This window comes from Hyphomicrobiales bacterium, assembly GCA_016125495.1.
Lineage (GTDB): Bacteria > Pseudomonadota > Alphaproteobacteria > Rhizobiales > RI-29 > RI-29.
Window position 1 is genome coordinate 178,039 of record WGLQ01000008.1, and the last position, 25,248, is coordinate 203,286.

General features: G+C 66.2%; 28 protein-coding genes. 12 read left to right on the plus strand and 16 right to left on the minus strand.

Annotated elements, in window-relative coordinates:
- The 5 genes from GC150_08470 to GC150_08490 all read left to right on the plus strand — a co-directional run bounded on the left by GC150_08470 (position 1) and on the right by GC150_08490 (position 2,762).
- Positions 1 to 246 (plus strand): hypothetical protein, encoded by a 246-nt coding sequence (locus GC150_08470; protein ID MBI1384927.1) that lies wholly within the window; start codon positions 1 to 3, stop codon positions 244 to 246.
- Positions 247 to 595: 349 nt separating this feature from the next.
- On the plus strand, positions 596 to 811 hold the full coding sequence (locus GC150_08475) for a cold-shock protein (GenBank protein MBI1384928.1): 216 nt from the start codon (positions 596 to 598) through the stop codon (positions 809 to 811).
- Between the two features lie 276 nt (positions 812 to 1,087).
- Positions 1,088 to 1,921: a serine O-acetyltransferase gene (gene cysE, locus GC150_08480; GenBank protein MBI1384929.1), complete on the plus strand. Its 834-nt coding sequence runs from the start codon at positions 1,088 to 1,090 to the stop codon at positions 1,919 to 1,921.
- 247 nt (positions 1,922 to 2,168) lie between these two features.
- Positions 2,169 to 2,390: a DUF3126 family protein gene (locus tag GC150_08485; GenBank protein ID MBI1384930.1), complete on the plus strand. Its 222-nt coding sequence runs from the start codon at positions 2,169 to 2,171 to the stop codon at positions 2,388 to 2,390.
- Between the two features lie 84 nt (positions 2,391 to 2,474).
- The gene (locus tag GC150_08490) at positions 2,475 to 2,762 is read left to right on the plus strand and encodes a hypothetical protein (protein ID MBI1384931.1); all 288 of its coding nucleotides are present in this window, start codon (positions 2,475 to 2,477) and stop codon (positions 2,760 to 2,762) included.
- A 173-nt stretch (positions 2,763 to 2,935) separates the two neighbouring features.
- Here GC150_08490 and GC150_08495 read toward each other — a convergent pair whose 3' ends face one another.
- The gene (locus GC150_08495; protein MBI1384932.1) at positions 2,936 to 3,547 is read right to left on the minus strand and encodes a transglutaminase; all 612 of its coding nucleotides are present in this window, start codon (positions 3,545 to 3,547) and stop codon (positions 2,936 to 2,938) included.
- 148 nt (positions 3,548 to 3,695) lie between these two features.
- Entirely contained in the window at positions 3,696 to 5,039 is a 1,344-nt protein-coding gene (locus GC150_08500) for a M24 family metallopeptidase (protein ID MBI1384933.1), read from the minus strand.
- A gap of 157 nt (positions 5,040 to 5,196) precedes the next feature.
- Between GC150_08500 and GC150_08505 the strand changes: the two genes are divergently transcribed.
- The 5 genes from GC150_08505 (at position 5,197) to GC150_08525 (ending at position 10,725) form a co-directional block, all read left to right on the plus strand.
- Positions 5,197 to 5,655, plus strand: a complete 459-nt coding sequence (locus tag GC150_08505; GenBank protein MBI1384934.1) for a sensory protein TspO — start codon at positions 5,197 to 5,199, stop codon at positions 5,653 to 5,655.
- 195 nt (positions 5,656 to 5,850) lie between these two features.
- Positions 5,851 to 6,573 carry a hypothetical protein gene (locus GC150_08510; protein ID MBI1384935.1) on the plus strand — a complete coding sequence of 241 codons (723 nt, stop codon included), beginning with the start codon at positions 5,851 to 5,853 and terminating at the stop codon, positions 6,571 to 6,573.
- A gap of 239 nt (positions 6,574 to 6,812) precedes the next feature.
- On the plus strand, positions 6,813 to 7,268 hold the full coding sequence (locus tag GC150_08515; GenBank protein ID MBI1384936.1) for a hypothetical protein: 456 nt from the start codon (positions 6,813 to 6,815) through the stop codon (positions 7,266 to 7,268).
- 741 nt (positions 7,269 to 8,009) lie between these two features.
- On the plus strand, positions 8,010 to 10,013 hold the full coding sequence (thrS, locus tag GC150_08520; GenBank protein MBI1384937.1) for a threonine--tRNA ligase: 2,004 nt from the start codon (positions 8,010 to 8,012) through the stop codon (positions 10,011 to 10,013).
- 76 nt (positions 10,014 to 10,089) lie between these two features.
- Positions 10,090 to 10,725: a hypothetical protein gene (locus GC150_08525; GenBank protein ID MBI1384938.1), complete on the plus strand. Its 636-nt coding sequence runs from the start codon at positions 10,090 to 10,092 to the stop codon at positions 10,723 to 10,725.
- Here GC150_08525 and GC150_08530 read toward each other — a convergent pair.
- The 12 genes from GC150_08530 to GC150_08585 form a co-directional block, all read right to left on the minus strand.
- Positions 10,722 to 11,144, minus strand: a complete 423-nt coding sequence (locus tag GC150_08530) for a hypothetical protein (protein MBI1384939.1) — start codon at positions 11,142 to 11,144, stop codon at positions 10,722 to 10,724. The two genes, GC150_08525 and GC150_08530, sit on opposite strands and share 4 nt — an antisense overlap.
- 39 nt (positions 11,145 to 11,183) lie before the next feature.
- Complete coding sequence (locus GC150_08535) at positions 11,184 to 11,606, minus strand: GNAT family N-acetyltransferase (GenBank protein ID MBI1384940.1); 423 nt, start codon at positions 11,604 to 11,606, stop codon at positions 11,184 to 11,186.
- An 87-nt stretch (positions 11,607 to 11,693) separates the two neighbouring features.
- Complete coding sequence (locus GC150_08540; GenBank protein ID MBI1384941.1) at positions 11,694 to 12,095, minus strand: iron-sulfur cluster assembly accessory protein; 402 nt, start codon at positions 12,093 to 12,095, stop codon at positions 11,694 to 11,696.
- A 117-nt stretch (positions 12,096 to 12,212) separates the two neighbouring features.
- On the minus strand, positions 12,213 to 12,653 hold the full coding sequence (locus tag GC150_08545; protein ID MBI1384942.1) for an SUF system Fe-S cluster assembly protein: 441 nt from the start codon (positions 12,651 to 12,653) through the stop codon (positions 12,213 to 12,215).
- Positions 12,654 to 12,733: 80 nt separating this feature from the next.
- On the minus strand, positions 12,734 to 13,969 hold the full coding sequence (sufS, locus tag GC150_08550) for a SufS family cysteine desulfurase (protein ID MBI1384943.1): 1,236 nt from the start codon (positions 13,967 to 13,969) through the stop codon (positions 12,734 to 12,736).
- A 70-nt stretch (positions 13,970 to 14,039) separates the two neighbouring features.
- Positions 14,040 to 15,383 (minus strand): Fe-S cluster assembly protein SufD, encoded by a 1,344-nt coding sequence (gene sufD / locus GC150_08555; GenBank protein ID MBI1384944.1) that lies wholly within the window; start codon positions 15,381 to 15,383, stop codon positions 14,040 to 14,042.
- Positions 15,384 to 15,402: 19 nt separating this feature from the next.
- Entirely contained in the window at positions 15,403 to 16,158 is a 756-nt protein-coding gene (gene sufC / locus GC150_08560; GenBank protein MBI1384945.1) for a Fe-S cluster assembly ATPase SufC, read from the minus strand.
- Between the two features lie 136 nt (positions 16,159 to 16,294).
- Positions 16,295 to 16,534 (minus strand): hypothetical protein, encoded by a 240-nt coding sequence (locus tag GC150_08565; protein MBI1384946.1) that lies wholly within the window; start codon positions 16,532 to 16,534, stop codon positions 16,295 to 16,297.
- A gap of 5 nt (positions 16,535 to 16,539) precedes the next feature.
- A complete protein-coding gene (locus tag GC150_08570; protein ID MBI1384947.1) occupies positions 16,540 to 16,818 on the minus strand; it encodes a hypothetical protein in 279 nt (92 codons plus the stop codon).
- Entirely contained in the window at positions 16,815 to 18,284 is a 1,470-nt protein-coding gene (gene sufB / locus GC150_08575; protein MBI1384948.1) for a Fe-S cluster assembly protein SufB, read from the minus strand. The genes GC150_08570 and sufB overlap by 4 nt, the downstream gene beginning before the upstream one ends.
- Before the next feature lie 57 nt (positions 18,285 to 18,341).
- Positions 18,342 to 19,514: an aminotransferase class V-fold PLP-dependent enzyme gene (locus tag GC150_08580; GenBank protein MBI1384949.1), complete on the minus strand. Its 1,173-nt coding sequence runs from the start codon at positions 19,512 to 19,514 to the stop codon at positions 18,342 to 18,344.
- Positions 19,511 to 20,023: an Rrf2 family transcriptional regulator gene (locus GC150_08585; GenBank protein ID MBI1384950.1), complete on the minus strand. Its 513-nt coding sequence runs from the start codon at positions 20,021 to 20,023 to the stop codon at positions 19,511 to 19,513. The genes GC150_08580 and GC150_08585 overlap by 4 nt, the downstream gene beginning before the upstream one ends.
- 382 nt (positions 20,024 to 20,405) lie before the next feature.
- Between GC150_08585 and GC150_08590 the strand changes: the two genes are divergently transcribed.
- On the plus strand, positions 20,406 to 21,137 hold the full coding sequence (locus GC150_08590; GenBank protein ID MBI1384951.1) for an alpha/beta hydrolase: 732 nt from the start codon (positions 20,406 to 20,408) through the stop codon (positions 21,135 to 21,137).
- On the opposite strand, the gene GC150_08595 is transcribed toward GC150_08590, so the two are convergent.
- Positions 21,112 to 22,305, minus strand: a complete 1,194-nt coding sequence (locus tag GC150_08595; protein ID MBI1384952.1) for an anhydro-N-acetylmuramic acid kinase — start codon at positions 22,303 to 22,305, stop codon at positions 21,112 to 21,114. The genes GC150_08590 and GC150_08595 overlap by 26 nt on opposite strands.
- A gap of 119 nt (positions 22,306 to 22,424) precedes the next feature.
- On the opposite strand from GC150_08595, the gene GC150_08600 reads away from it, so the two are divergent.
- The gene (locus GC150_08600) at positions 22,425 to 23,681 is read left to right on the plus strand and encodes a tyrosine--tRNA ligase (protein ID MBI1384953.1); all 1,257 of its coding nucleotides are present in this window, start codon (positions 22,425 to 22,427) and stop codon (positions 23,679 to 23,681) included.
- 70 nt (positions 23,682 to 23,751) lie between these two features.
- Here the strand turns inward: GC150_08600 and lpdA are convergent, their stop codons facing one another.
- A complete protein-coding gene (gene lpdA / locus GC150_08605) occupies positions 23,752 to 25,197 on the minus strand; it encodes a dihydrolipoyl dehydrogenase (GenBank protein MBI1384954.1) in 1,446 nt (481 codons plus the stop codon).
- Positions 25,198 to 25,248: the final 51 nt, after the last annotated feature.

Below are 25,248 nucleotides of genomic sequence, written 5' to 3' on the forward strand. Positions count from 1 at the left end.
ATGGCAAAGCGTTTCGGTCAGATCAAGACATTGGATCTGGTTCTCGGCTACGCCACCATCGAGCCCGCCGACCACACCGACGACCTCCTCGTCGCGATCGGCGAACTGCGCCCGCCGGTCGGCGCGCCCTTGCCCGTCGGCACGCACGTTTGCTTTCGCGAGCGCTTCCATGTCCGCCATCGGCTCGCCTGGTCGGTCGAGGCCCGTCCCGCCAGATCGAGTGATCCGGCACTGCTGCGCAACTGACACCGTGCATGCCGGCTGGCGCACTCTACCAGCACCGGTGTCGGCTGATCTTGGCAAACCAGTAGTGTGCAGGCCATCGAACGGGCTTGTTGCAGTCGAAACGTCCGTAAAACTTCACTTGACCTTCGTCTGATCATTGACTGACAATGCGCACCGGTCGGGCGGGAATGCTGTGTGCCCGGCGGTTGAAAACAGGCTAAGGCGCCTTGCGCACAAATCGGTTGTTCCCCGCTTCGCCAATCCTCCGACCACCTTTGGGCAGCCCGGAAGGAGCTGCACGGCCTGCCCGTTCGCCAGCCAGGCACAGATCGCCAGACAGGCAGTGAGTGCACTTGAAAGGGACTACCGCATGCGCCAGCAAGGCACCGTCAAGTTCTTCAACACCCAGAAGGGCTTCGGCTTCATTACTCCGGACGAGGGCGGCAAGGATGTGTTCGTTCACATCTCCGCCGTTGAAAGATCGGGCATTCCTGTTCTCGACGAAGGCATGAGGCTCGCCTTCGACACCGAGCCGGATCGACGCGGCAAGGGCCCCAAGGCCATCAATCTCGAATTGCTCGGCTGACCGACGCGCTCCGCCGCGTCTCCCGCCGAAGGCCGGTCCTGGACCGTCGGTAGCGCTTCTACCTGCGGTCAATTTTGTTTTGATCGGCGACGGGTCGCACCGGAACCCGTGCATGCGTCGGGCATACGACAACCGCTGACCACGTACCGAACGCGGCACGGAGTCGGTTCCGATTTGCGCGCATTCGCTATCGCCCCTATCTAGGAGAAGTCGCGCGCTCGCGCAGAGCATCTTTTGCCGAGCGAGCCCGCGCCGGAGCAGGAAAGGGAAACCGTCATGCCCTTCTCGAAGTCGTTTGCGACCGGCCCCGAACTCGCCCGGGTCGACCCGGTCTGGGATCAGGTGCGGCGAGAAGCCGAAGCGATCGTCGCCAGCGAACCCTCGATGGCGACCTTCGTCTTTTCGACGGTCCTCAACCAGCAGTCGCTCGAGCTGGCGGTCGCAGGGCGCGTCGCCCAGCGCCTCGGAAGCGGCGAAATGCCCAAAGACCTCTTGATGGATACCTTCGCACAGCTCGCCCAGAGCATCGAAGGCTATGCCGAAATGCTGCGTGCCGACCTGGTCGCCGTTTACGATCGCGATCCGGCCTGTCACCGACTGATCGAGCCCATCCTCTATTTCAAGGGCTTCCATGCCATCCAGGCACACCGCTTCGCGCACGCGCTCTACGTCGATGGCCGGCGCGACCTCGCGTTCCTGCTCCAGAGCCAGGTGTCGTGCGCCTATTCGATCGACATCCATCCTGCGGTGCGCATGGGCAAGGGTCTCTTCTTCGACCATGCCAACGGCCTCGTCATCGGCGAGACGGCGGTGCTGGGCGACGACGTCTCGATCCTCCAGGGCGTGACGCTCGGGGGCACCGGCAAGGAATCCGGTGACCGCCATCCCAAGATCGACAGCGGCGTGCTCATAGGGGCAGGCGCCAAGGTGCTGGGTAACATCCGCATCGGACACTGCTCGCGGATCGCGGCCGGCAGTGTCGTCCTCAAGGACGTGCCACCCAAGACAACGGTGGCCGGCGTGCCGGCGCGCGTCGTGGGCGAGGCCGGTTGTGCCGAGCCCTCACGCGCGATGGACCAAATCCTCGCCGATCCCGGGCCGGGCAATTAGCGGCACAGAATAGTTCGACCGGTCGGCGGCGGCATAGTGCGCCGGGCGGCCATGCCGAGCTTGGTGGTTCCCTTGCCGGGGGACAGCTGCTAGGCCAGGGTTGCAGATGCCGCCCCGCCATGCGAGGCCACGCCCCCGGGGCCGGCTCGCCGAGTGCGCCGGCCACGTTCGAACCGGCGCCGTACGCGCCGCAGGACCATGACCATCATCCAGACGTCGCGAGACGCCACCGACCCGGAGTACGGCCTTGAAGCGTGAGGAAACCGCCCGACTGCAGCGCTATCTGCAGAAAACGTTCCGCCTCGACACGATCGAGCTGCGGCCGATGATGCGCAAGGACGACATGCTGGAGGTCTTCATTGCAGGCGAGTCGGCGGGCCTGATCTATCGGGACGTCGACGAGGATGATGGAGAGGTCTCCTACAGCTTCCGAATGGTTATGCTGGAGATCGATCTCGCCGACGTCTGAATTGCCCTCGAGGGGTGAGGACGCCCCGCGTGCGCGGCACGCTCCTTGCTGAGAACCTGCATCCCGACCCCCATGCGAGGCGCGATGCAGGACCTGCTTCTATTCGCTTACGCCGGCCTGACGGGCTTCACGCTCGCCGGCCTGACGGTAACGCTTTTCGAGATCGTCTCGGGGCGGTCGCTGGTGTTCGCTTTGCGCCCCGATGTCGAGGCCTTCGTCATGCCGGTTTCGTTCCTGGTGCGTCTGCTCGGCGGCCCGCTGCTGCTTGCGCGCATGACATTGCGTGAGGACGTGGGGCCCGGTCAGCGCATGGCACTCGGCTGTGGCGCGATCGTCTGGAGCCTGTGCACCGGTATCACGGTGCTCGCCTGAGACCAACGGCTGGTCGAAAAAAAATGGCCGGCCCCCAGGGAGGGAGCCGACCAGTCTGGAGCCCGGCGTCACAGTCAGGGAGTGCAGGGTGAGGACGACCGGGCCCGGTCCGACGCACTCCGTCGCGCTCGTTCGAAGGCCGTCCCTGCGACGTGCCGTCCGGCGCTTGTCGATTATTCCGGTTGCAGCGCCACCCACTCGCGCGGATTGCGGTACGACTGGCGCTTGATGAACTGGTAGACCGTTTGGCTCCACGGAAGGATCGCGGCGTTGCGGTTGTCGAGAACGAAATCCCCCTCCGCGCCACGCGCCACCAGAACGGCATGCCCCTCGCCCGCTTCGTCGATGACCACGGCGATGAGCAAAGCGCTCGCCGGCCAGCCGCGGTCCATCAGCAACCGCCGCTTGAGCAACACATAGTCCTCGCAGTCGCCGAACGTGCGCGGCAGAGCCCAACGCTCGCGGATCCCGTAGACCGCCCTGTCGGATGCCGGCCAGACGGTGCGGTTGACGACGTCATTGACCTCCTCGAGATCCTTCCAGCGGGCGTTGTCGAGCGAAAAGCGCCGATGGCTGACCGCCGCGCCGATGCATTCGCCCGGTTGCTCGCGGCAGAAGGCGACGAAGCCGAACGGCGCCGTTGTCGGCCCGAAGCTGCGCTGGAACGCCTCGGCCGCGGGCACGTTCCGCAAGCCATGCGGCTCGCTGGCAAGCCCTTCGGCGAACGCCGCCGAAAGCGCGAGCCAGAGCACGCACGCGCCCGCCATTTGCCACTGGAACTTCATCGCCCCCCGCACAACGCCCTTTGCTTTGCAAGGAAGCTAGCATGGGGCAGTTTCCAGGCCACAAAGACGATCGATGCCCTTTGATGGAAATTCGATCCGATCGCAAGGACAGGCGCAGCCGGCCAGCACCCGCCGCCCGTCCCGGGCCTCAGCGCAGGAACGCCTCCTCGAACGGGAACGTGGTGAGGTTCTCATAACCCGTCTCCGTGATGACGACCTGGTCCTCGAGCTTGATGCCACAGGGACCGCCCACCTCGCCGAAATAAACCTCCACGCAGAGCGCCTGCCCCACCTCGAGCACGCCGTCGTAACCGGAAGACTGGATATCCTCCGGATAGCGGATGGCGGGATACTCGTCGCAGAGCCCGACCCCGTGGAAGACGACGCCGTAGCGCTGATGGCGATATTTCTCCTGCAAGGGTTGCGCCTTGCGGCTGAGTTCGAGAAAGCCGACGCCCGGCCTCAGGAGTTCCATGTTGGTCCGGATGTGATCGAGCGCCTCGCGGTAGAGCTGCTTTTCGTAGGGGGTCGGCTCCTGGTCGCCGACCTTCCACGTCCGGCTGATGTCGGAGCAATAACCGTAGGGGCCGATGAGGTCGGTATCGAAGGCGAGGATGTCGCCGTCCTGGAGGATGCGCGGTCCCGCCTCCTGGAACCAGGGGTTGGTGCGCGGGCCGGACGCCAGGATGCGTGTTTCGATCCACTCGCCGCCGCGAATGTGGTTGCCGCGCTGCAGCTCGGCCCACATGTCGACCTCGGTGACGCCAGGCCTTATGACCGCCTTCATCTCCCACATGGCCGCCTCGCAGGCCGCCACCGCGCAGCGCAGCGCGTTGATCTCGTTGGCGTCCTTCACCGAGCGCGCATGTTCGGTCACCTCCTGACCATCCTTGATCTCGATGCCGAGCGCCTCGAGCGACTTTTCGCCCTGGTATTCCATCTTGTCCACGGCGAGCCGCCGGTTGCTGCCCCCGTGCGCACGCATCAGCGCATCGATCTCCTCGGCAAAGCGCATGGCATGCTCGACCACCCGGTCGCCGCTCTCGAAGTAGAAGAAGCTCGCCCCGTGCCTGATCTCGCGCACCAGCGGCAAATGGGCCGAAAGATGGTCGCAGTTGTGGAAATCCCAGAGCACGACATAGCCGTCGGCCGAGATGAAGGCCGCCCGGCACGGGTTGTGCGCGATCCAGAGCTGCATGTTGGTGGTGTCGGTGGCGTAGCGGATGTTCAAGGGATCGAAAAGCAGCAGACCCGCATAGTCGCGCCTGCGCAATTCGCCGACGAGCCGCGAGAGCCGGTAGCTGCGAAGCGCCTCGAGATTTGGCGGCGTTATGCCTCGGGCGGCCCATTCCGCGAAGGCAAGGTCGGTCGGCCCGATCTCGACCCGGTCGTTGTCGTTCGGCGAGCCATCCGGCAGCACGGCAGCGGCCGTGACGCGCCGTCGTGTCGGATCGATCTTGCGGTTGCTGATGGAAAAAGTGGAGTGAACCATGGCTCGGGCCCTCGCGAATAGCGTACGATGATGCTAGTCGCCGGTCGCGTGCCGTGCGTGTCCTTCTGCGACACGATGCGGTCCAGGGCGACGGTCGCCCGCCGTTGCCTCCGGATGCGGGTAGCGCGCCGGCCGGGCGAGCATGGAGATCTGGGTCATGGATGCCAGCCTGATCGTTTTCCTCGCCCTGGTCGCGCTGGTCGCGCTCTCCGGCGTCTTCTTTGCGCCCGGCGCCTGGTACGACAGCCTCTCCAAGCCGTCATGGACACCGCCCGGTTGGCTCTTCGGGCCCGCCTGGACGATCCTCTACATCATGATCGCCATCGCCGGCTGGCTGGTCTGGGCGGTCGCGCCCGTCTCCTCGGCCATGGCCTTCTGGGTGGCGCAGCTCATTTTCAATGCCGCCTGGTCGTGGCTCTTCTTCGGCCTCAAGCGCATGGACCTCGCGCTCGGCGACATCGCGTTCATGGTCGCGGCCATCGTCGGCTTCATCGGCACGGCATGGCCGGTCTCCGAGACCGCGGCATTGCTGTTCGTGCCGTATCTCCTTTGGGTGCTCTTTGCCGGCAGCCTCAACGCCAGCATCTGGATGCGCAACGCCCCCCGACGTCGCTGACGGACCACGGACCTCCCGATCATCACCCGTTCGCCGGTCGCCGCCCAGCGCAGCGCCCGCCCGATGCCGCGCGCCACCTGCAACCGCCGCGGAAACTCCATCGCACCACCATAAAATCATCGCGAAGCTACGGTGGGTTAATCGGGGGCTGATAGCGATGTTGGCGGTTGTCCGCCGAAAGCTCGGGTTCTTGTCATGCGTAGCCCCCTTGCAGCGCTCCTCGGTCCGTCGCGTGCCCGATCGGCCGCGCTTGCACTGCTGATCGCGGCTCCATTGAGCAGTGTGTCCGACGTGGCCATCGCCGAAATAGGCGACGTCAGTTCGCTGCCGCCGAGTGCCCGCTTCCGCGATGCCGTGAGCTTCGAGAAGGACGGCTGGGTCCCGCTCCTTTCGAACAACACCGTCTACCACTGCTCGGGATATGGCTGCCGGACGCGGCGCACCTTCACGTTCACCGCCAGTGACATCATCGAACTTGCGATCATCATGGCCGCCGCGCTCGATGAACCGAGCGCCGAGGCGGAACGCCAAGCCATCGCAACGGCCGTCGCCTGGATGGAGGCCCGCGTCGGCAGGTCCCTCGGCACCGACCGCGACATCGCGAGCATCGGCCTCATGACGGCCGGTGACCCCGGCCAACACGATTGTGTCGACGAGGCGCGCAACACCGCCGCCTATCTTGCCGTGCTTGGCTCGAACGGCCTCATCCGTCATCACGGACCGGGACAGATCGTCAACCGGGGTGGCCTGCTCTCGGGCGCCTTTCCGCATTACGGGGTGGTGATGCGGGAGGAGGGCTCACGGCGCTACTGGGCTGTCGACTCGGGCGTCGGCGGCAACGGCGCCAAGCCGCGCATCGAGCCGGCACGCCAGTGGTTCGCGCGCGGCAACACCAGCCTGCCGGCCCGTTTTCAATAGTCCCCTCGACACTCGACATATGCATTTTCCGCCTGAGTGGGGCGGTGAGGCATGCCATCGGCCGCCTTGCTGGCGCGCCCGAGGAGGCTCATCTGCTTTCCCACCCGGCTCTGGTCTCGGAATGCTGGTTCCGACGTTGCCGGCGAAAGTGCTGCTGACCGAGCGCGACGGTCGTTCGCGCGATCGCCAGGTGCGGCCCAGGCGGCCGCTCCCAGTTGGCGCAGTCGGACACAACGCATATGTTCGAGGCCCATGGTCTTGAAGTTTCGATCGCGGCCGCCTTCGCGACCGCCGCGATCTACGCCCTTGCCCGCCGAGCACTTCACCGTTCGGATTTGCCCGCGCTCCTCGGATCGGATGCCACCGCCATGGCGCTGGCGTTCCTGACCGTGGCCGCCATATCGGCGAACATGTCGTGGCTGACTTGGTCGATCGGTGACCTCATCGGTGACGGTTTCACGAGCTTCGTATTGGCATTCGCCGTTCACCTGGGGGCATTTGCCGTTGCACTCGCCACGATCAGGGCGACGCGAAGTGGTGGGCCGGAGTTGACCCGCGCGCGGCACGGCGACGGCGCCGTAGCGGCGGCAGGTGGCCCGGGATCGGCCCCGTCCAGAGAGGGCCTCTCGGCCGGCACGCCAACCGATCGAACAACCGACGGTGGCGGCCAGCCGCCGCGCCGCAAGGCGGCGTGAGGCAACACCGGCCTGCCACTCGGTGAGGCGATCGAACGTTCTTCGTGGGCCCGACTTACCGCGACGCCAATTGATCCGACGTCGCGTATGGGCGTTCGGCACGCCCAACACGAGCCCTCACGCTACAGCCATTTGCAGACGCGTTGGCGACCGGCCGCCGAGCCACCTGTGCAGCGAAGTCGGCGACCGCACGGGTGGCGCCCTGTGACGGTTTGGCCCGTCGAGATCGCACCGCGGGGCCAGATCGTCAAACTGGCCTCGAGCGGATCGGCGGGGCAGCTGGCGCCATGCGCGCCGCCAGGTCCCATCGTCAATCCAAGCAATGTGCCGAAGAGAGCGGCGGCAATCAAATTCCGGTTCAAATTCCTGCGGATGTCGACAACCATCGATTGGCACCTTTGAAAACAAGGTTGGCACGACACCGACAACCGAGACCCAATAATACCCTATCGCCAATGCGATCCAGCCTTCGGATGATCGGCATCGCGATTTTTCATCTTGGACCCTGTCACAATCAAGAGGGCAGGCTCGCCGCTCCCGTGTCCACGCGCTGGTCCGCCGCGGGCGTTCAGCCATTGCCCGATACTTGCGGTCGCTTGCAGTGCGTGGCAGAACGACACCCGCCCAGCCGGTCCGCATTTCAGCATGCCGACCCGGGGCCTGCCGAAACCCCTTACCCGCTTCGTAGGCGGGAGTGAGAGAGGAGGGCGCCGCGAAACCATAAGCGGCCGCCGATCACCCATGCCAGATATCACCATCACCTTCCCCGACGGCAACTCCCGCAGCGTGCCGGCCGGTACGACCGGTGCCGCGCTCGCGGCCATGATCTCGAAATCGCTCGCCAAGAAGGCGGTCGCCATGACCGTCGACGGCGTCCTCGCCGATCTCGCCGATCCGATCGAAGCCAACGCAGCGATCAAGATCGTCACGCGCACCGACCCCGAGGCCCTCGAACTCATCCGCCACGACTGCGCGCACGTGCTCGCCGAAGCGGTACAGGAACTCTGGCCCGGCACCCAAGTGACCATCGGCCCGGTGATCGAGAACGGCTTTTATTACGACTTCGCGCGCGATGAACCATTCTCGCCGGCGGACTTCGTGGTGATCGAGGCGAAAATGCGCGAAATCATCAAGCGCAACGCGCCTTTCGCCAAGGAGGTCTGGTCACGCGCGAAAGCACGCAAGGTGTTCGCCGAAAAGGGGGAGGCCTACAAGGTCGAGCTGGTCGATGCGATCCCCGAGGACCAGGACCTCAAGATCTACAGCCAGGGCAGCTGGTTCGACCTCTGCCGGGGCCCGCACATGACCTCGACCGGTCAGATCGGCGATGCCTTCAAGCTGCAGCGCGTCGCGGGCGCCTATTGGCGCGGCGATGCCGCGAACGCCATGCTCCAGCGCATCTACGGCACCGCGTTCGCTTCCAAGGAGGACCTCGCGGCCCATCTCCACATGCTGGAGGAGGCTGAAAAGCGGGACCATCGCCGCCTCGGGCGCGAAATGGACCTCTACCACTTCCAGGACGAAGGCCCCGGCACCGTCTTCTGGCACGCCAAGGGCTGGACGCTCTTTCAGGCCCTCGTCGGCTACATGCGCCGGCGCCTCGCCGGCGACTACCAGGAAGTGAATGCCCCCCAGGTGCTCGACAAGTCGCTCTGGGAGACTTCGGGCCACTGGGGTTGGTATCAGGACAACATGTTCGCGGTGAAGTCGGCCTCCGCCTTCGAGAACCCGCGCGACGAGGAGCGCGACCAGCGCGTGTTCGCCCTCAAACCGATGAACTGCCCCGGCCACGTGCAGCTCTTCAAGTTCGGCCTCAAGAGCTACCGCGACCTGCCGGTGCGGCTCGCCGAGTTCGGCGTCGTGCACCGCTACGAAGCCTCCGGCGCCCTGCACGGCCTCATGCGCGTTCGTGCCTTCACCCAGGACGATGCCCACGTCTTCTGCACCGAGGCCCAGCTCGAGGCCGAGGTGCTGAAGATCAACGACCTCATGATGTCGGTCTATGAGGATTTCGGCTTCGGCGAGGTGGTGGTCAAGCTCGCGACGCGGCCGGAAAAGCGTGTCGGCACGGACGCCATGTGGGACCACGCCGAGGCGATCCTGCGCAAGGTGCTCGCGCGCATGGCCGAGGCCTCCGGAGGGCGCATCAAGACAGGCATCAACGAGGGCGAAGGCACCTTCTACGGGCCGAAATTCGAGTATACGCTCCGCGATGCCATCGGCCGCGAGTGGCAGTGCGGAACGACGCAGGTCGATTTCAATCTCCCCGAACGCTTCGGCATCTTCTACGTCGATGCGAACGGGGAAAAGAAACAGCCGGTGATGATCCACCGCGCGATCTGCGGCTCCCTCGAGCGCTTCCTCGGCATCCTGATCGAGAGCACCGGCGGCAGCCTGCCGCTCTGGCTCGCGCCCGTGCAGGCGGTCGTTGCGACCATCGTATCGGACGCGGATGATTATGCGCGTGAGGTCGCAGGCGAATTGCGTGCCGCCGGCCTCAGGGTCGAGACGGACCTCAGGAACGAAAAGATCAACTACAAGGTGCGCGAGCACTCCCTCGCCAAAGTGCCGGTGCTGCTCGTTGCCGGCAAGCGCGAGGCTGAAGAGCGCACGCTCTCGATCCGTCGGCTCGGCTCGCGCGACCAGGAAAGCGCTTCGCTCGAAGATGTCGTCGCCATGCTGACGGGCGAGGCAACGCCTCCCGACGTCGCGCGCACCCGGGCCGCACGCAAGGCCGCGGAGTGACACCCCGGCAGGGCGGTCGCGCCGGCTGAACCGACCGGCAGCGACCGTCCTTCGGCATGCACGGAGGGATCGCCGGATGCTCGTCCTGCTGTTCGAGGTGGTGCCGCATCCCGGCCACGAGGAGCATTACCTCGAGCGGGCGGCGCAGCTTCGCCCCCGTCTCGCCGCGCACCCTGGCCTGCTCTTCCTCGAGCGCTATCGCTCGCTCCGCGAGTCGGCGCGCATCCTCTCCCACCAACTCTGGGCAACCGAGCAGGACCTCGCGGCCTGGCGAGCCGACGGCCCCCACCGGAGAGCCCAGAGCGACGGCCGGAACGTGCACTTCGCGGACTACCGCATCCGTGTCGCAACCGTTCTGGCGCGCCAGTCCGTTTCGCCGCTCCCCGGCACCGGTGAGGCAAGCGGTGGCTCGGCGGATGTCGGTGAAAACGGCGGGCCCGCGCCGGCGCGCCTCCTCCTCGTGCTCGCCAGCGAGCACGGCACTCCCGACGCGGACGCCGAGGGCGATCACTACCGCAGCATCTATGAAACGCGACGCCACGTCACGATCCGTTCAGTGGCAGGTTTCAGGGATGGAAACGAAGGGCTGGTGCGGCACATGCGGTCCGAGGGGGCCACTGCCGCCATGCTCTGCCGCGTCGAGCGCGACTATGGCCTCCACGAGCGCCGCGAGGCGCCCCAGACTTTCCCGCCGCCGGTTGGCGCCGGCTAGTCAGCCGATCCCGGCGTCTTGCGAGGCCCGCGCTTTGCCGCCCGCTTCGAGGACTGGCCCGCGGCCTCGGTCTTGGCCTTTTTGGCAGGCTTGCGGGCGGCGAGCGCGAGCGACAGAGACCGCCCGGCCCAAAGCCGCATCTCGTCGGCGTCCTCGAACAGCCGCTCGGGGCACCGCCAATAGCTCATTTGCGTCGTGCGCCCGCCGCCTTCGTAAGTGAACGGCTCCGACCCTTCGGCCGCGAAGTTCGGCGCCAGTGTTTCGTCCGCCTTGAGGTAGAGCGTGTCGTAGGCGATCAGCGCGAACATCACATCGCCCGAGAAGATTCCCGCCCCCCCGAACATCGCACGCGCGCGGACCGGGCCGACGACAGCGAGCTGCTCGAGCACGAACTCGCGAAATCCAGGATCGACCGCCATTTCCTTCTCCATGCCGACAGGCGCCGCAGCAGGTCGGCACTACGCCCCTTTCGTGAGCCGGCGTTCGAGGAGCGGCAACATGCGCCCCGGAATCGAGCCCGAAGGCGTCATTCCGACCTGCACGCATCCCATGCGCCGGTAGAAGCCGACAGCGTTGGGATCCGCCTCGACGTCGATGACCTCGAGGCCCCGTGCTGCCACCTGCTCCTCCAGTCTGGTCCAGAGCGCGCGACCAATACCGCGACCACTGGCCGCAGGATCGACGAACATCGCAGTGACATTGGCGCGACCGTGCACAATCTCAAAGCCGGCGAAGCCCGCGATCATCGCGCCCTCGCCAACTCCTCCCACCTCCGCGACCCACGTGTCGCTGGAGGCCAGCACGCGGGCATCGACCGTCAGCTCGACTCTGCATGCCTCCATGAAGGCAGCATCGTAGCCGTGCGACGCCTTCGAGGCCATGGCGAGCCTCGTCAGGACCTCGCAATCGGCGACGCAGGCACGTCGCAATCGCAGACCAGGATCGGTGCGGGCGACGACCACCTGCGTTCAGCTCCTGGCAGGCGCCTCGTAGCCGCCGAGCGCCGCGCCATCCGCCGGCCTGATCTCGACCGAGATGCCGCAGCCGCAAGCGCTGGTCTGGTTCGGATTGTTGAACACGAAACCGGAGGAGAGCATGTCCTCCTTGAAATCCATCTCGGTGCCGAGGAGGAAGAGAATGGCCTTCGGATCGATCAGGAGGCGCACCCCCTGGTCTTCCACGATCTCGTCGCCGGGTGCCGGCGCGCCGGCATACTCCATGGTATATTCCATCCCGGCGCAACCGCCCTTGACGACGCCGATCCGAACGCCGAAGACCTCGTTCTCGGACTGCTCCATGATCTCGCGCATCCGCTCGGCGGCGGCCGCGGTCAGCGTCATGACTTTCGGGCGGGGGCGTTTCGTGCTCATGCTGGCTCCACTTGGTATCGAACAGCGCGACAAGCAACACCGGCGCTCATGTTACACCGCTTCGCGGCCGCAAGCACGTAAAGCGATCCTGCGGCCTCCCGGGAGCCCGCGGCAACCTCAGAAGTAGTTGAGCGCAAGACGTGCCTCGTCCGACATCCGGCTCGGGTCCCATGGCGGATCGAACGTCAATTTGACATCGACGCCCTGCACTCCGGGGATCGGAGAGACCGCATTTTCCACCCAGACCGGCATCTCGCCCGCCACCGGGCAACCCGGCGCCGTCAGCGTCATGTCGATGGCGACGCGTCGCTCGTCGCTGACGTCCACACGATAGATGAGGCCGAGTTCGTAGATGTCGACGGGGATCTCCGGATCGTAGACCGTCTTCAGCGCCGTGACGATGTCGGCCGTGAGTTGATCGAGTTCCTCCCTCGAAAGGGCGCTTCCCGGCACCGGCGTTCCGCCTTCCCCGACAGTCGGGGGATGCGCGCGATCGCCTTGCGCGTCCGTCCCGCCACTCGCGACGGGCGTCTCGTGCCGCGGGCCTTCCTCGACCATCTCGTCGTTGTGCGTTGTCATAGCCTCGGTCTTCTCCATGGCCCCTCTCCCGGCGCCAAGCCCATCCCCGCCATCGCGGCTCAGGCGAAAAATCCATGTGCCTTCTTCAAGGCATCGGCAAGCATATCGACTTCGTCCCGCGTGTTGTACATCGCGAACGAGGCGCGGCAGGTCGCGCTGACGCCAAGCCGCTCCATCAATGGCTGCGCGCAGTGGTGACCGGCGCGGATCGCCACCCCGGAGCGGTCGATGATCGTGCTGACGTCGTGCGGATGCAGGCCGGCCATGCTGAACGAAACGATGCTCCCCTTGCCGGGGGCCGTGCCGTGGATCGTGACGAAGTCGAGTTCCTCGAGCCGCGCGTGCGCGTGGGCGACGAGGTCCGCCTCGTGCGCTGCCACCGCCTCGCGGCCGCTGGCGAGGACGAAATCCACGGCTGCCCCGAGCCCGATGGCCTGCACGATCGGTGGCGTGCCGGCCTCGAAGCGGTGCGGCAGGCCGGCATAAGTGACCCGGTCGGTGCCGACGTGCTCGATCATTTCCCCGCCCCCGAGGAAGGGCGGCATCACCTCCATCAGCTCCGCCCGCCCCCAGAGCACGCCGATCCCCGTCGGGCCGTAGAGCTTGTGACCCGTCATGACGTAGAAGTCGCAGCCGAGATCCTGGACATCGACGTCGAGATGCACCGCACCCTGGCTGCCGTCGACGAGCACCGGGATGCCGCGCGCATGGGCGATGCGACAGATCTCCTTGATCGGGGTCACGGTGCCGAGCACGTTGGACATGTGCGTGATCGCAACGAGCTTCGTCCTGTCGCAGAGCAGGCGCTCGAAATCCTCCATGAGGAACGAACCGTCGTCGGCGATCTGCGCCCACTTGAGGCGTGCGCCCTGACGCTCCCTGAGAAAGTGCCAGGGGACGATATTGGAATGGTGCTCCATGATCGAGAGGACGACGACGTCATCCGCGCCGACGTTGGCGCGTCCATAGCTCTGGGCGACGAGATTGATCGCCTCCGTCGCGCTCTTGGTGAAGATCACCTCCTCGTTGCGCCGCGCGTTGGTGAAGCCCGCCACCTTCTCGCGTGCGTCCTCATATTGCTGGGTTGCCAGGTTGGAGAGGAAATGGAGACCCCGATGAACGTTGGCATAGGCGGCGACGTGCACCTGCTCCATGGCATCGAGCACGACCCGCGGCTTCTGCGCGGAGGCGCCATTGTCGAGGTAGACGAGCGGTTTGCCGTGCACCTGGCGGCTCAGGATCGGAAATTGCGCGCGCACCAGCTCGACGTCGTAGCCGGCTTGCACGCTCGCCATTCTCTTTGCCTCGGCGCCTGCCATGATCCGCTCCTTGCCCCTGCGATCCCGTATTCCTCGAGCCCGGCGTCTAGGCCGATCGGCCTCGGGTCTGTCCCTCCGCGAGCCATCCGCGGGTAATGTCCGCCATCACCTCGCGCAGCTCCGGCTCCTCGACCTCGTCGAGCGCTTCGCCCGCGAACGCCTCGATCAACAGCGCCTTGGCCGCGACCTCCGGAACGCCACGCGCACGCAGATAGAAAAGCATGTTCTCGTCGAGTTGCCCCGACGTCGCCCCGTGGCCGCAAGCGACATCGTCCGCGAAAATCTCCAGCTCCGGCTTGGCGTCGAACTCCGCTGTCTCCGAGAGCAGCAGCGCCTGACTCATCTGCCTGCCGTCGGTCTTCTGGGCCTCCGGCCGCACGGTGATCTTGCCCTGGAACACAGCGCGTGCCTCGTCATCGAGCACAGCCTTGAAAAGCTCCCGGCTCTCGCAAGCGGGTGCCACATGATCGACGACCAGTGTCGAATCGCAGTGCTGGCTGGCACGCTGCATCATGACGCCGTTGAGGTGCGCCAGCGCAAGTTCGCCGGAGAATTTCAGGTAGACCTGGTTGCGTGTCAGTTTACCGCCGCGCGTCAGTTGCGTTGCGACATAACGGGACATGCGGGCGAGTTCCACGGACCACGTCGAGAGGTGTGTCGTCGCCTCCCCCTTGCTCAGCAGTTTGACGTGATCCAGCCGGCCGCCCTCCGCGACCGTCACCACGCTCGCGCAGTTCACCTGCCGGGCGCCACCGCTCATTGCGAAATGGCTCTCGACGACGAGAGCGCTAGCGCCGGCCGCGACGCGGATGACGTTGCGCGTCGTCACAGCGCCCGGGGCCGCGGCCTCGTGCAGGTGCACGATGTGCACGATCCGTCGCTCCGTCCCATCGATCTCCACGACGACGCCATCGCTTGCGAACGCCTCGTTCAGCGCCGCCACGACGTCACTCTCCGGCACCCCCGGAATGCGCCCGAAGTCGGCGGCTCCCGCGCCGGCGAGGACCTCGGCGAGCGGGCGGACCGAAACGCCATCCCCCTCCTGCGCGGCGCTCGAGAGGTTCGGTTCGAAGCGCCCGTCGACCACGACCAGGCGTGCGGCCGCGAGGCCGGCCAAGGGGCCGAGTGCCTCCTCGAGTGCTCCCATCCCGATGGCCGTTCCGCCGATGCCGGCAACAAGAGGTTCGTACGCCTCCGTCACATGCGCACGAAGATCGGTATATTTCCATTCCTCGTTCCGCCTGCCGGGCAATCCGTGCGCCTGGAAACGGGCTATTCCGTTCGCACGCGCCTTCGCCACGTCGCGATTGCCGGCGAGCCTTTCGGCCGCCGCCGCGAAGTGGTCACCGAGCGCCGTCTCGGCCCGCGTTCTGATCACGTCCACTCTCATTGCCGTCCCCACTTGCGCATCAGGCCGCCGGCTGCACGTAGTCGGCGTAGCCCTGCGCCTCGAGCTCGAGCGCGAGTTCGCGCCCCCCGCTCTTGACGATCCGCCCGCCCGAGAGCACGTGCACCCGGTCAGGAACGATATAGTTGAGGAGCCGCTGGTAGTGCGTGATCACCAGCACCGAGCGCTCCGGACCGCGCAGCGCGTTGACGCCCTCCGAGACGATCCTGACAGCGTCGATGTCGAGCCCAGAGTCGGTCTCGTCCAGAATGCAGCAGGTCGGCTCCAGAACGGCCATCTGCAGGATCTCGAGGCGCTTCTTTTCTCCGCCCGAGAAGCCGACATTGAGCGGCCGCTTCAGCATCTCCTGAGTGACGTTGAGCTTTTCGGCCTTCGCGCGCACCAGCCGCATGAAATCGGCAACGGACACCTCGTCCTCTCCACGCGCCTTGCGCACAGCGTTGAGCGCGGTGCGCAGGAACGTCAGCGTCGCGACGCCCGGGATTTCGACCGGATACTGGAAGGCAAGGAAGAGCCCGGCCGCGGCGCGCTCGTCCGGCCCCATCTCGAGGACGCTCTCGCCGTTCCAGAGAATATCACCTCCGGTGACCTCGTAATCCTCCTTTCCGGCGATGACGTAGCCCAGCGTCGACTTGCCCGAGCCGTTCGGCCCCATGATGGCGTGGACCTCTCCGGTCGGCACGACGAGGTCGAGCCCCTTGAGGATCGGCTTATCCTCTTCAGCGAGCCTGACGTGTAAATTCCTGATTTCCAGCATATTCCACCCTGCCAACTTGACTCTCACCGTCGCCCGCCGGACGCCGACCGCACCACACACTGGCGGTGCCATTGATTCCCATCGAAGTCGCCGGGTCGCATTTGCTCTCCGGGCGACTTCCATCCTCCGTTGCAGTCTACTCCTTGCCTTGCATGAGCACGGCGATGCCGGTCAGCAGCGCCACGTCGACCACCGCCACGCCCCAGACGACGAGCGCAACCGTTGTTGCCCAATCCGGCAATTCGATCCCGAGCGGCTCGGCCATGAAGACGCCTGCGAGCGCCAGCGTCGCAAGGATCGCAAAGGCCCGCACGAAGGGTAGGAATTTGACCATCCTGCCCGCCGCCACCTCGGCTTTCTCGACCGTCTCCGGCATGTCGGTCACTCCGTCACTTCGCTCGGCGCCGCCCCATGCGCACGCCAGGGGCCGTCCGTCCTCCTCCGAACGAATGCAATGAAGCCAAGCGTTGCCCCCGTCATGAAGATGGCGAACAGTACGAATCCCAGCAGCGGCGGCAAGGTTGCGAACAACACCAACGTCACCACAGCGCATATGGCAGGAAACGCGATGATCGCCACCCAGCCTTGCCAGGTCTTCGGCGCGGCGCCGTAGCCATTGCGCCGCGGCTTGAACCAATACACTGCGCTCTTCGTCGTCATCCAACGCTCCCCTCGAGCGAGATGCCGATGAGGCGCTGCGTCTCGGCCATGAACTCCATCGGCAACTGCTGGATCACCTCGCGGGCAAAGCCGTTGACGATGAGGGCGATCGCCTCCTCCTCGCCGAGCCCGCGCGAGAGACAGTAAAAGAGTTGCTCGTCGGAAATCTTCGAGGTCGTCGCCTCGTGCTCGAAATGCGCGGTCGCGTTCTTGGCCTCGATGTAGGGGACGGTGTGGGCGCCGCAGCGGTTCCCGATGAGGAGGGAATCGCACTGCGTGAAGTTGCGCGCGTTCGACGCCTTCCTGTGGGCCGAGACGAGGCCCCGGTAGGTGTTGGACGAGCGTCCCGCCGAAATGCCCTTCGAGATGATACGGCTCGAGGTGTCGCGGCCGAGATGGATCATCTTGGTGCCGCTGTCGACCTGCTGGCGCCCGTTCGAGATGGCGATGGAATAGAATTCCCCGCGCGAGCCGTCGCCGCGCAGGATGCAGCTCGGATACTTCCAGGTGATCGCCGAGCCGGTTTCGACCTGGGTCCAGGAGATCTTGGAATTCCGGCCCCGGCAGTCGCCGCGCTTCGTGACGAAGTTGTAGACGCCGCCCTTGCCTTCCGCGTCCCCCGGATACCAGTTCTGCACCGTCGAGTATTTGATCTCCGCATCATCCAGCGCGATGAGTTCGACGACCGCTGCATGCAGCTGGTTCTCGTCGCGCATCGGCGCCGTGCAGCCTTCGAGGTAGGAAACGTAGGAGCCCTTGTCGGCGATGATGAGGGTGCGCTCGAACTGGCCGGTCTTGGTCTCGTTGATGCGGAAGTAGGTCGACAATTCCATCGGGCAGCGCACGCCCTCGGGGATGTAGACGAAAGAGCCGTCGGAAAAGACCGCCGAGTTGAGCGCGGCAAAGAAGTTGTCCGACTTCGGCACCACGGAGCCGAGGTACTTCCTGACGAGTTCGGGATGCTCTCGCACCGCCTCCGAGATCGGGCAGAAGATGACGCCTGCCTTGCGCAACTCCTCCTTGAACGTGGTGACCACGGAGACGCTGTCGAAGACGGCATCGACGGCGACCCGCGCGCCCTCGACGCCCGCCAGAACCTCCTGCTCACGCAGCGGAATGCCGAGCTTTTCATAGGTGCGCAGCAGTTCGGGATCGACCTCTTCGAGACTCTTCGGTCCCTCGGTCGACTTCGGCGCCGAATAATAGTGCAGGTCCTGATAGTCGATCGGCGGATAGTCGACGCGGGCCCACTGGGGCTCGGTCATGGTCTTCCAGCGCTCGAAGGCATCGAGCCGCCAGGCCAGCATCCACTCCGGCTCGTCCTTCTTGGCGGAGATGTAGCGAACGATCTCCTCGTCGAGGCCCTTGGGGGCCTTGACCGACTCGATGTCCGTCGAGAAGCCGTACTTGTACTTGTCGACGTCGATTTCCTTGACGTGCTCGATCGTCTCGCGAACAGCTGGCATTACGTTTCACTCCGCTCATTCCGTCGCCGTCCGACCATGCGGCCGGCACCCGGACCGTCAGGCAAGACTTTTCGCCCGCACCGACATCCTGACCATCACCTTCTCGAGCGCTTCGGCAAACCGCTCCAGTTCCTGCGTCTCCGTTGCCGGACCGCTGGAGACACGAATGGCTCCCCGCGCGGCATCGCCGCCCAATCCCATCGCCTCGAGCACGTGCGAGCCACCGACCTTGCCCGAGGAACACGCCGCCCCCGCGCCGATGGAAACGCCCGCAAGGTCGAGCGCGATCACCACCGTCTCGGCCCGTGCGCCGGCCAGAATCATGCAACTCGTGTTGCAGAGCCTTTCAGCTCCCTGGCCCGCGATGCCGAGGCCGCCGATGGTGCCCGCGAGCCGGCGCTCGAGGGCATCGCGCATCGTCGTCGCCCGCGCCGTCCAGCCCGTCCCGAGGCGCCGCCGCGCCAACTCGGCCGCCGCCGCGAAACCTGCGATCGCCGGCACATTTTCCGTCCCGCCCCGTCGCCCCCGCTCCTGACCACCGCCCGGAACGAGCGCATCGATTTCATCGCCCCGCGCCTGCCTGACGACCAGAGCTCCAGTCCCCATCGGCCCGCCGAGCTTGTGGCCAGAGATCACCACGGCATCGACGTCGAGCGCGGCCATATCGACGGCCATCCGCCCGCAGGCTTGCGTGGCGTCGCACAGCACGAACGCCTCGGGCGCAATCCGCCGCACCTCGCGAACGGCCGGACCGACCGGCTGGATCACACCCGTCTCGTTGTTCGCCGCCATGAGCGCAACCAGAGGCGGACCCGCATTCTCCTCCATCGCCCGTTCGACGGCCCGCGACAGCGACACGCCAGCGACGACGCCTTGCCTGTCGCAGGCGGCAACTTGCACACCGCGCCCCCGCCGGGTGGCCGCCGCATGCACCGCCGGATGCTCGATCGCCGAAACGACCGCGGCCCCTTCGCCCCGCCAGCCGAGCACGGCCGCCGCGATCGCCTCGCTCGCCCCGCTCGTGAAGGTGAGGCCCCCGGCCGGTGCGCCGACCAGTTGCGCGACCACGTCCCGTGCCTCCTCGACGAGCGCCCGGCCACGCCGACCTTCGGCATGGACCGACGACGGATTGCCCGCCGTCCCGAGTGCCTCGATCATCGCCACCCGCGCTTCCTCTTCGAGGGGCGCACTGGCGTTGTGGTCGAGGTATGTCCGCGCACGACCACTCATTCTGCCGCCAAGCCCCCGGTGATTTCCGGCGCCCGGCCCGGTAGGTCCAAGGCGGATTGGCTGTCCGAGCGGACATGCGACCGGTCGGCCCGCAGATGCTCGGGGATCCCTTTGATCACGTCCTCGAGCGTCACCTTGGCGAGGAACGAATTGATGTGCTCACCGAGCACGTGCCAAAGCTCGTGCGTCAGGCAACGCTCGCCCATCACGCACCCCGCCGCCTCCTGGCTGGCACAGCGCGTCATCTCGAACGGCTCGCCCGCGGCCGCCATGATCTCGCCGATGGTGATCGCACCCGCCGGGCGCGCGAGCCGATAGCCGCCGAGCCGTCCGCGGGCGCTTTCCACGAGACCTGCCCGCCGAAGGGCACCGAAGAGCTGCTCGAGATAAGCTGTCGAGATCTTCTGGCGCTCGGCCACGGCCGATATCGCGAGGGCCGCGCCTCCGCCATGCGCCGCGAGATCCGCCAGCGCCATGACGGCATAGCGTCCGCGTGTGTTCAACTCCATCGGGTCGAGCCTTCCCGTAACGATCACACCGCTCAAAAGTTTGGATTTCGGATGCGCCCACGTGCTAGAGGACTGTCACGCCGGACACCCGTACTTTGAAGTCGATCCAAACAAGACTGATATAGAAATCCCGACTTGGGCAGTCAACTATTTCTGGTGCCGAATTTGCAGGCCCCGGGGTCGAGTTCGGTATGTGGTCGGCGATAGGGGCAGCGACCGGGTGCATCGGTGCCCCGACGCGCGCCGTACCGCAGCCGCGCACGATCGCGGCGGCGGCATCCGGTGCGGTTCACCAATGTGATCGACGAGAGCGGCGACCGACCCGCCACCAGCGCCCGACCGCGACGGCCAAGTCCTTGGTCCGAAAACAGATAGTGAGACAATGCCCGAAGTCATCATCAACGGACCGGCCGGACGCATCGAGGCCCGCTACCACCACAACCCGAACAGTGATTCCCCGATCGCGGTGATCCTGCACCCACACCCGCAGTTCGGCGGGACGATGAACAACCCCATCGTCTACCAGCTCTACTACACCTTCGTGAACCGCGGATTCTCGGTGCTTCGCTTCAATTTCCGGGGCGTCGGTCGCAGCCAGGGCCTGTTCGACAACGGCCCGGGAGAGCTGTCCGACGCCGCCGCCGCGCTCGATTGGGTGCAGGGCTTCAACCCCGAGGCGCCGTTCTGCTGGATCGCTGGCGTTTCGTTCGGCTCCTGGATCGCCATGCAGCTCTTGATGCGGCGGCCAGAGATCCACGGCTTCGTCACCGTCGCCGCCCAGCCCGACCTCTACGACTTCACATTCCTCGCTCCGTGTCCCGCCTCGGGCCTGATGATCTCGGGCGAGTACGACCGCGTCGCGCCGACGTCGGCCATCAACGACATGCTCGCCAAGGTCAAGACGCAGAAGGGCATCAAGATCGAGCACACCGTCATTCCCTCGGCGAACCACTTCTTCGAGGAGCAGATGACGGAGCTGATGCGCATCGCCAATACCTATCTCGACATGCGCCTGACGACGCCGCCCCGTCCGGCACGAATCGCCGCGCCGATCGAGGATGCGGTCGACGAAGAGCCGCTCGAAGAGGTCATGGACGACGGCGAGGACGACTGAGACGACCGCCGGACGTGGGCGCGGCGACGCCGGTCGTCCCAGGAAAGGAGAGCGGCAGGCCCCTGAGGCTCCGCACCGCGAGGTAGGCGAAGGCCTCCGCCTCCATGTGCTCGCCGGACCAGCCCAATCGCTCGACCGGTTCCACGGGAACGGCAAGACGATCGGCAAGCCAGCGCATGAGGGTCGGATTCGAGGCACCACCGCCGCAGACCAGCCAGCGCGCCGGGGCCGTCGGAAAGTGATCGCGCGCGGCCGCGACCGCCTCGACGGTGAAAGCCGTCAAGAGCGCGGCGTCGTCTTCGAGCGCATGGGCCCGGTCGGCGCCGCCCGCCCGCCCGCGCGTTTCGAGCACCTGCTCGACCCAGCCGTGGAACGCTTGACGATCCAGCGATTTGGGTGCCGGCGAAGCAAAATAGGGGTGCGACATCAGCGCGGCGAGCTGACCACGGGCCAATTGCCCGCGCGCTGCGGCTTGGCCGTCCCGGTCACACGGCTCGCCCGCCACCCGCCGCATGTGATCATCGATCAGCGCATTGCCCGGGCCGGTATCGAAGGCGATCAACTCGTCGCCGGGGCCAATCCATGTCACGTTGGCGACACCGCCGATGTTGAGGATCGCGACCGGCGCCTCGAGGCCGGCGCTCGCGGTCAGCGCCCGGTGGTAGACGGGCACCAGCGGTGCGCCCTGTCCCCCATTTGCCATGTCATTCGAGCGAAAGTCGTCGATCACGGGCACCCCGATGAGATCGGCGAGCATGGCGCCGTCCCCGATCTGTAGCGTGAAGCCGCGATCCGGCCGGTGCAGAATGGTTTGGCCGTGGAAGCCGACGACCTCGATGCCGAGCCGCGCGAGGCCGCATTCATGGGACTGCGGCGGCGTGGCCGAAGCCGCGAGCAGCGCGCTTTCAGCCACCCAATGGGCTCGTGTCACCGCCCGTGCGGCCTCCTCGACCACGGTGAGCGTGCGTACCTGCGGTCCTTCGGCCCCGGCCACCTCGGCCATCGCACGCCTGATGAGAGCACGCGCCGGCTCGTCGAGCGGAATGGAGGCCGCCAGCTCCGGCATCCGCCGAACGACGGCCTCGCCGTCGGTCTCGATCACCGCCACGTCGACGGCATCCATCGAGGTTCCGCACATGAGCCCGGCCGCTTTCAGCAATTCGCCCATGCATCCTCCCGTTCGCGCCCGCGTGCCGTGCCGTCCCGGCTCGCAACGGTTGTCCATCGCTGCTAGAGGTGTGGCGCGCCCTCGTCGCGCGATCAGACAACAGCGGCAGGCTTAGGACAATGGCGAGCTTCAAATCGGAGTTCCTCCGGGTCGTCTCGGAACGCGGCTTCATTCACCAGATATCCAATCCCGAAGGACTAGATGCGGCCCTCGCCGAGGGACCCGTCACCGCCTACATCGGCTTCGATTGTACCGCACCGAGCCTGCACGCCGGCTCGCTGCTGCCGATCATGATGCTGCACTGGTTCCAGCAGACCGGGCATCGCCCGATCGCCCTGATGGGCGGCGGCACGACGCGGGTCGGCGACCCGTCCGGCAAGGACCAGAGCCGGCAACTCCTCACCCCCGAGCAGATCGACGACAACAAGGGCGGCATCCGCAAGGTCTTCGATAAATTCCTTTCCTTCGGCAACGGCCCGCGCGACGCCCTGATGATGGACAACGCCGACTGGCTGCTCACACTCAACTACATCGATTTCCTGCGCGAGGTCGGCGCCCACATCTCGGTCAACGAGATGATCAAGCGCGACAGCATCGCCCAGCGTCTCGAGCGCGAGCACCATCTCTCGTTCCTCGAGTTCAACTACATGGTGCTGCAGGCCTACGACTTCGTGGAGCTTTTCAGGCGCACCGGCTGCCGTCTGCAGATGGGCGGCTCGGACCAGTGGGGCAACATCGTCGCCGGCACCGACCTCGGCAGGCGCATCGCGGGCGCCGACCTCTTTGCCCTGACGACGCCGCTGCTGACCACCTCATCGGGCGCAAAAATGGGCAAGACGGCCGCTGGCGCCGTCTGGCTCGATGCCGCGCTGCTCTCGCCCTACGACTACTGGCAGTACTGGCGCAACACCGAGGACGCCGACGTCGCCCGCTTCCTCAAGCTCTTCACGACATTGCCGATGGACGAGATCGCCCGCCTCGGCGCCCTCGAGGGAGCGGAAATCAACGAGGCCAAGAAGGTGCTCGCGAACGAGGCGACCGGCCTCCTGCACGGCAAGGCCGCGGCAACCGACGCCGCCGAAACGGCGCGCCAGACCTTCGTGGAGGGCGCGCTGGCCGCAGGACTGCCGACGGTCACGCTTTCCCGCGCCGAGCTTGCCGGCGGGATCGGTGTGCTCGCGGCGTTCGTGAAATCGGGCCTTGCCGCTTCCAATGGAGAAGCCCGTCGCCACGTCCAGGGCGGCGGCGCCCGCCTCAACGATGCCCCCGTGACCGACGAGCGCGCGACGGTCACGCTCGCCGATCTCGGACCGGAAGGCGCGATCAAGCTGTCGATCGGCAAGAAGAAGCACGTGCTCCTGAAGCCGGCGGACTGAGCGCCGGGTTCGCGGGCAACGGGCGGCCCGCCGGCTGTTCGGCGGCTGCCCGTCGCATTCGACGCCCCCGTCAGGTGTGGATCACCCGGCCGTAGGCATCGAGCACGCTCTCGTGCATCATCTCCGAGAGCGTCGGGTGCGGGAAGACCGTGTGCATCAGGTCCTCTTCCGTCGTCTCGAGATTCATGGCGACGACGAAGCCCTGAATGAGTTCCGTGACTTCCGCGCCGACCATGTGCGCGCCGAGGAGTTCGCCAGTGGCGGCATCGAACACCGTCTTGACGAGGCCGTCCGGCTCGCCGAGCGCGATCGCTTTGCCGTTACCAACGAACGGAAAGCGCCCGACCTTGACCTCGCGCCCCGCCGCCTTGGCTTTCGCCTCCGTCAAGCCGACGGACGCGATCTGCGGATGGCAGTAGGTGCAGCCCGGGATTTTATTCTTGTCCATCGGATGGGCATGGAGCCCGGCGATCGCCTCGACGCAGATGACGCCCTCGTGCTCGGCCTTGTGCGCCAGCATCGGCGGACCCGCGACATCGCCGATCGCATGGATCCCGGGAACATTCGTGCGCCCGAGACCGTCGGTCACGATCGTGCCACGCTCCATCGCAACGCCGAGCGCTTCGAGGCCGAGCCACTCGACATTGCCGACGACACCGACCGCCGAGATCAGCCGCTCGGCGGTGATCGTCTCGCTCTTGCCACCGCCGAGATCGACGCTGGCGACAATGCCCCCCGCGCCCTTGGAAACACCCGTCACTTTCGCTCCCGACAGGATGCGCATGCCTTGCTTTTCGAAGCGCTTCCTGGCGAGCGCGGCGATCTCGGCATCCTCGACGGGCAGGATCTGCTCCATGAGTTCGATCACCGTCACTTCGGCACCCATGGTGCGATAAAAGGAGGCGAATTCGATGCCGATCGCGCCCGAACCCATGACGATGAGCGACTTCGGCATCGCCTTCGGCACCATTGCCTCGAAATAGGTCCAGATGCGATCGCCGTCGGGCTCGATGCCGGGGATGATGCGCGGGCGTGCGCCGGTCGCAACGATGATGTTCTTGGCCTGGTAGGTGCCGTGCCCGAGCGTTCCCTTGGGCGCCGGGTTCTGCGGCTCCATCGCCTTCTTGGTGGGCGCGTCAACGACGACCTCGCCCGGTTTCGTGATCCGCGCCTCGCCCCAGATGACGGCGACCTTGTTCTTCTTGAGGAGGAAGCCGACGCCGCCGTTGAGCTGCTTGGAGACACCGCGCGAGCGGGCGACGACCTTGTCCGCCTCGAACGTCATGCGCCCTTCGAGCTTGAGGCCGTAGGCCTCGGCGTGCTGGGCATAGTGGTAGATTTCCGCCGTCCGCAACAGCGCCTTGGTCGGGATGCAGCCCCAGTTGAGGCAGATGCCGCCGAGGTGCTCGCGCTCGACGACGGCCGTCTTGAGGCCGAGCTGGGCCGCGCGGATCGCCGCGACATAGCCTCCCGGCCCCCCGCCGATGATGATGACGTCGAATGCGTTGTCGGTCATTGCAATTCCATCAGGTTGGGGTGGGCTCGCGAGGCGTAAATGGCGGGCGCG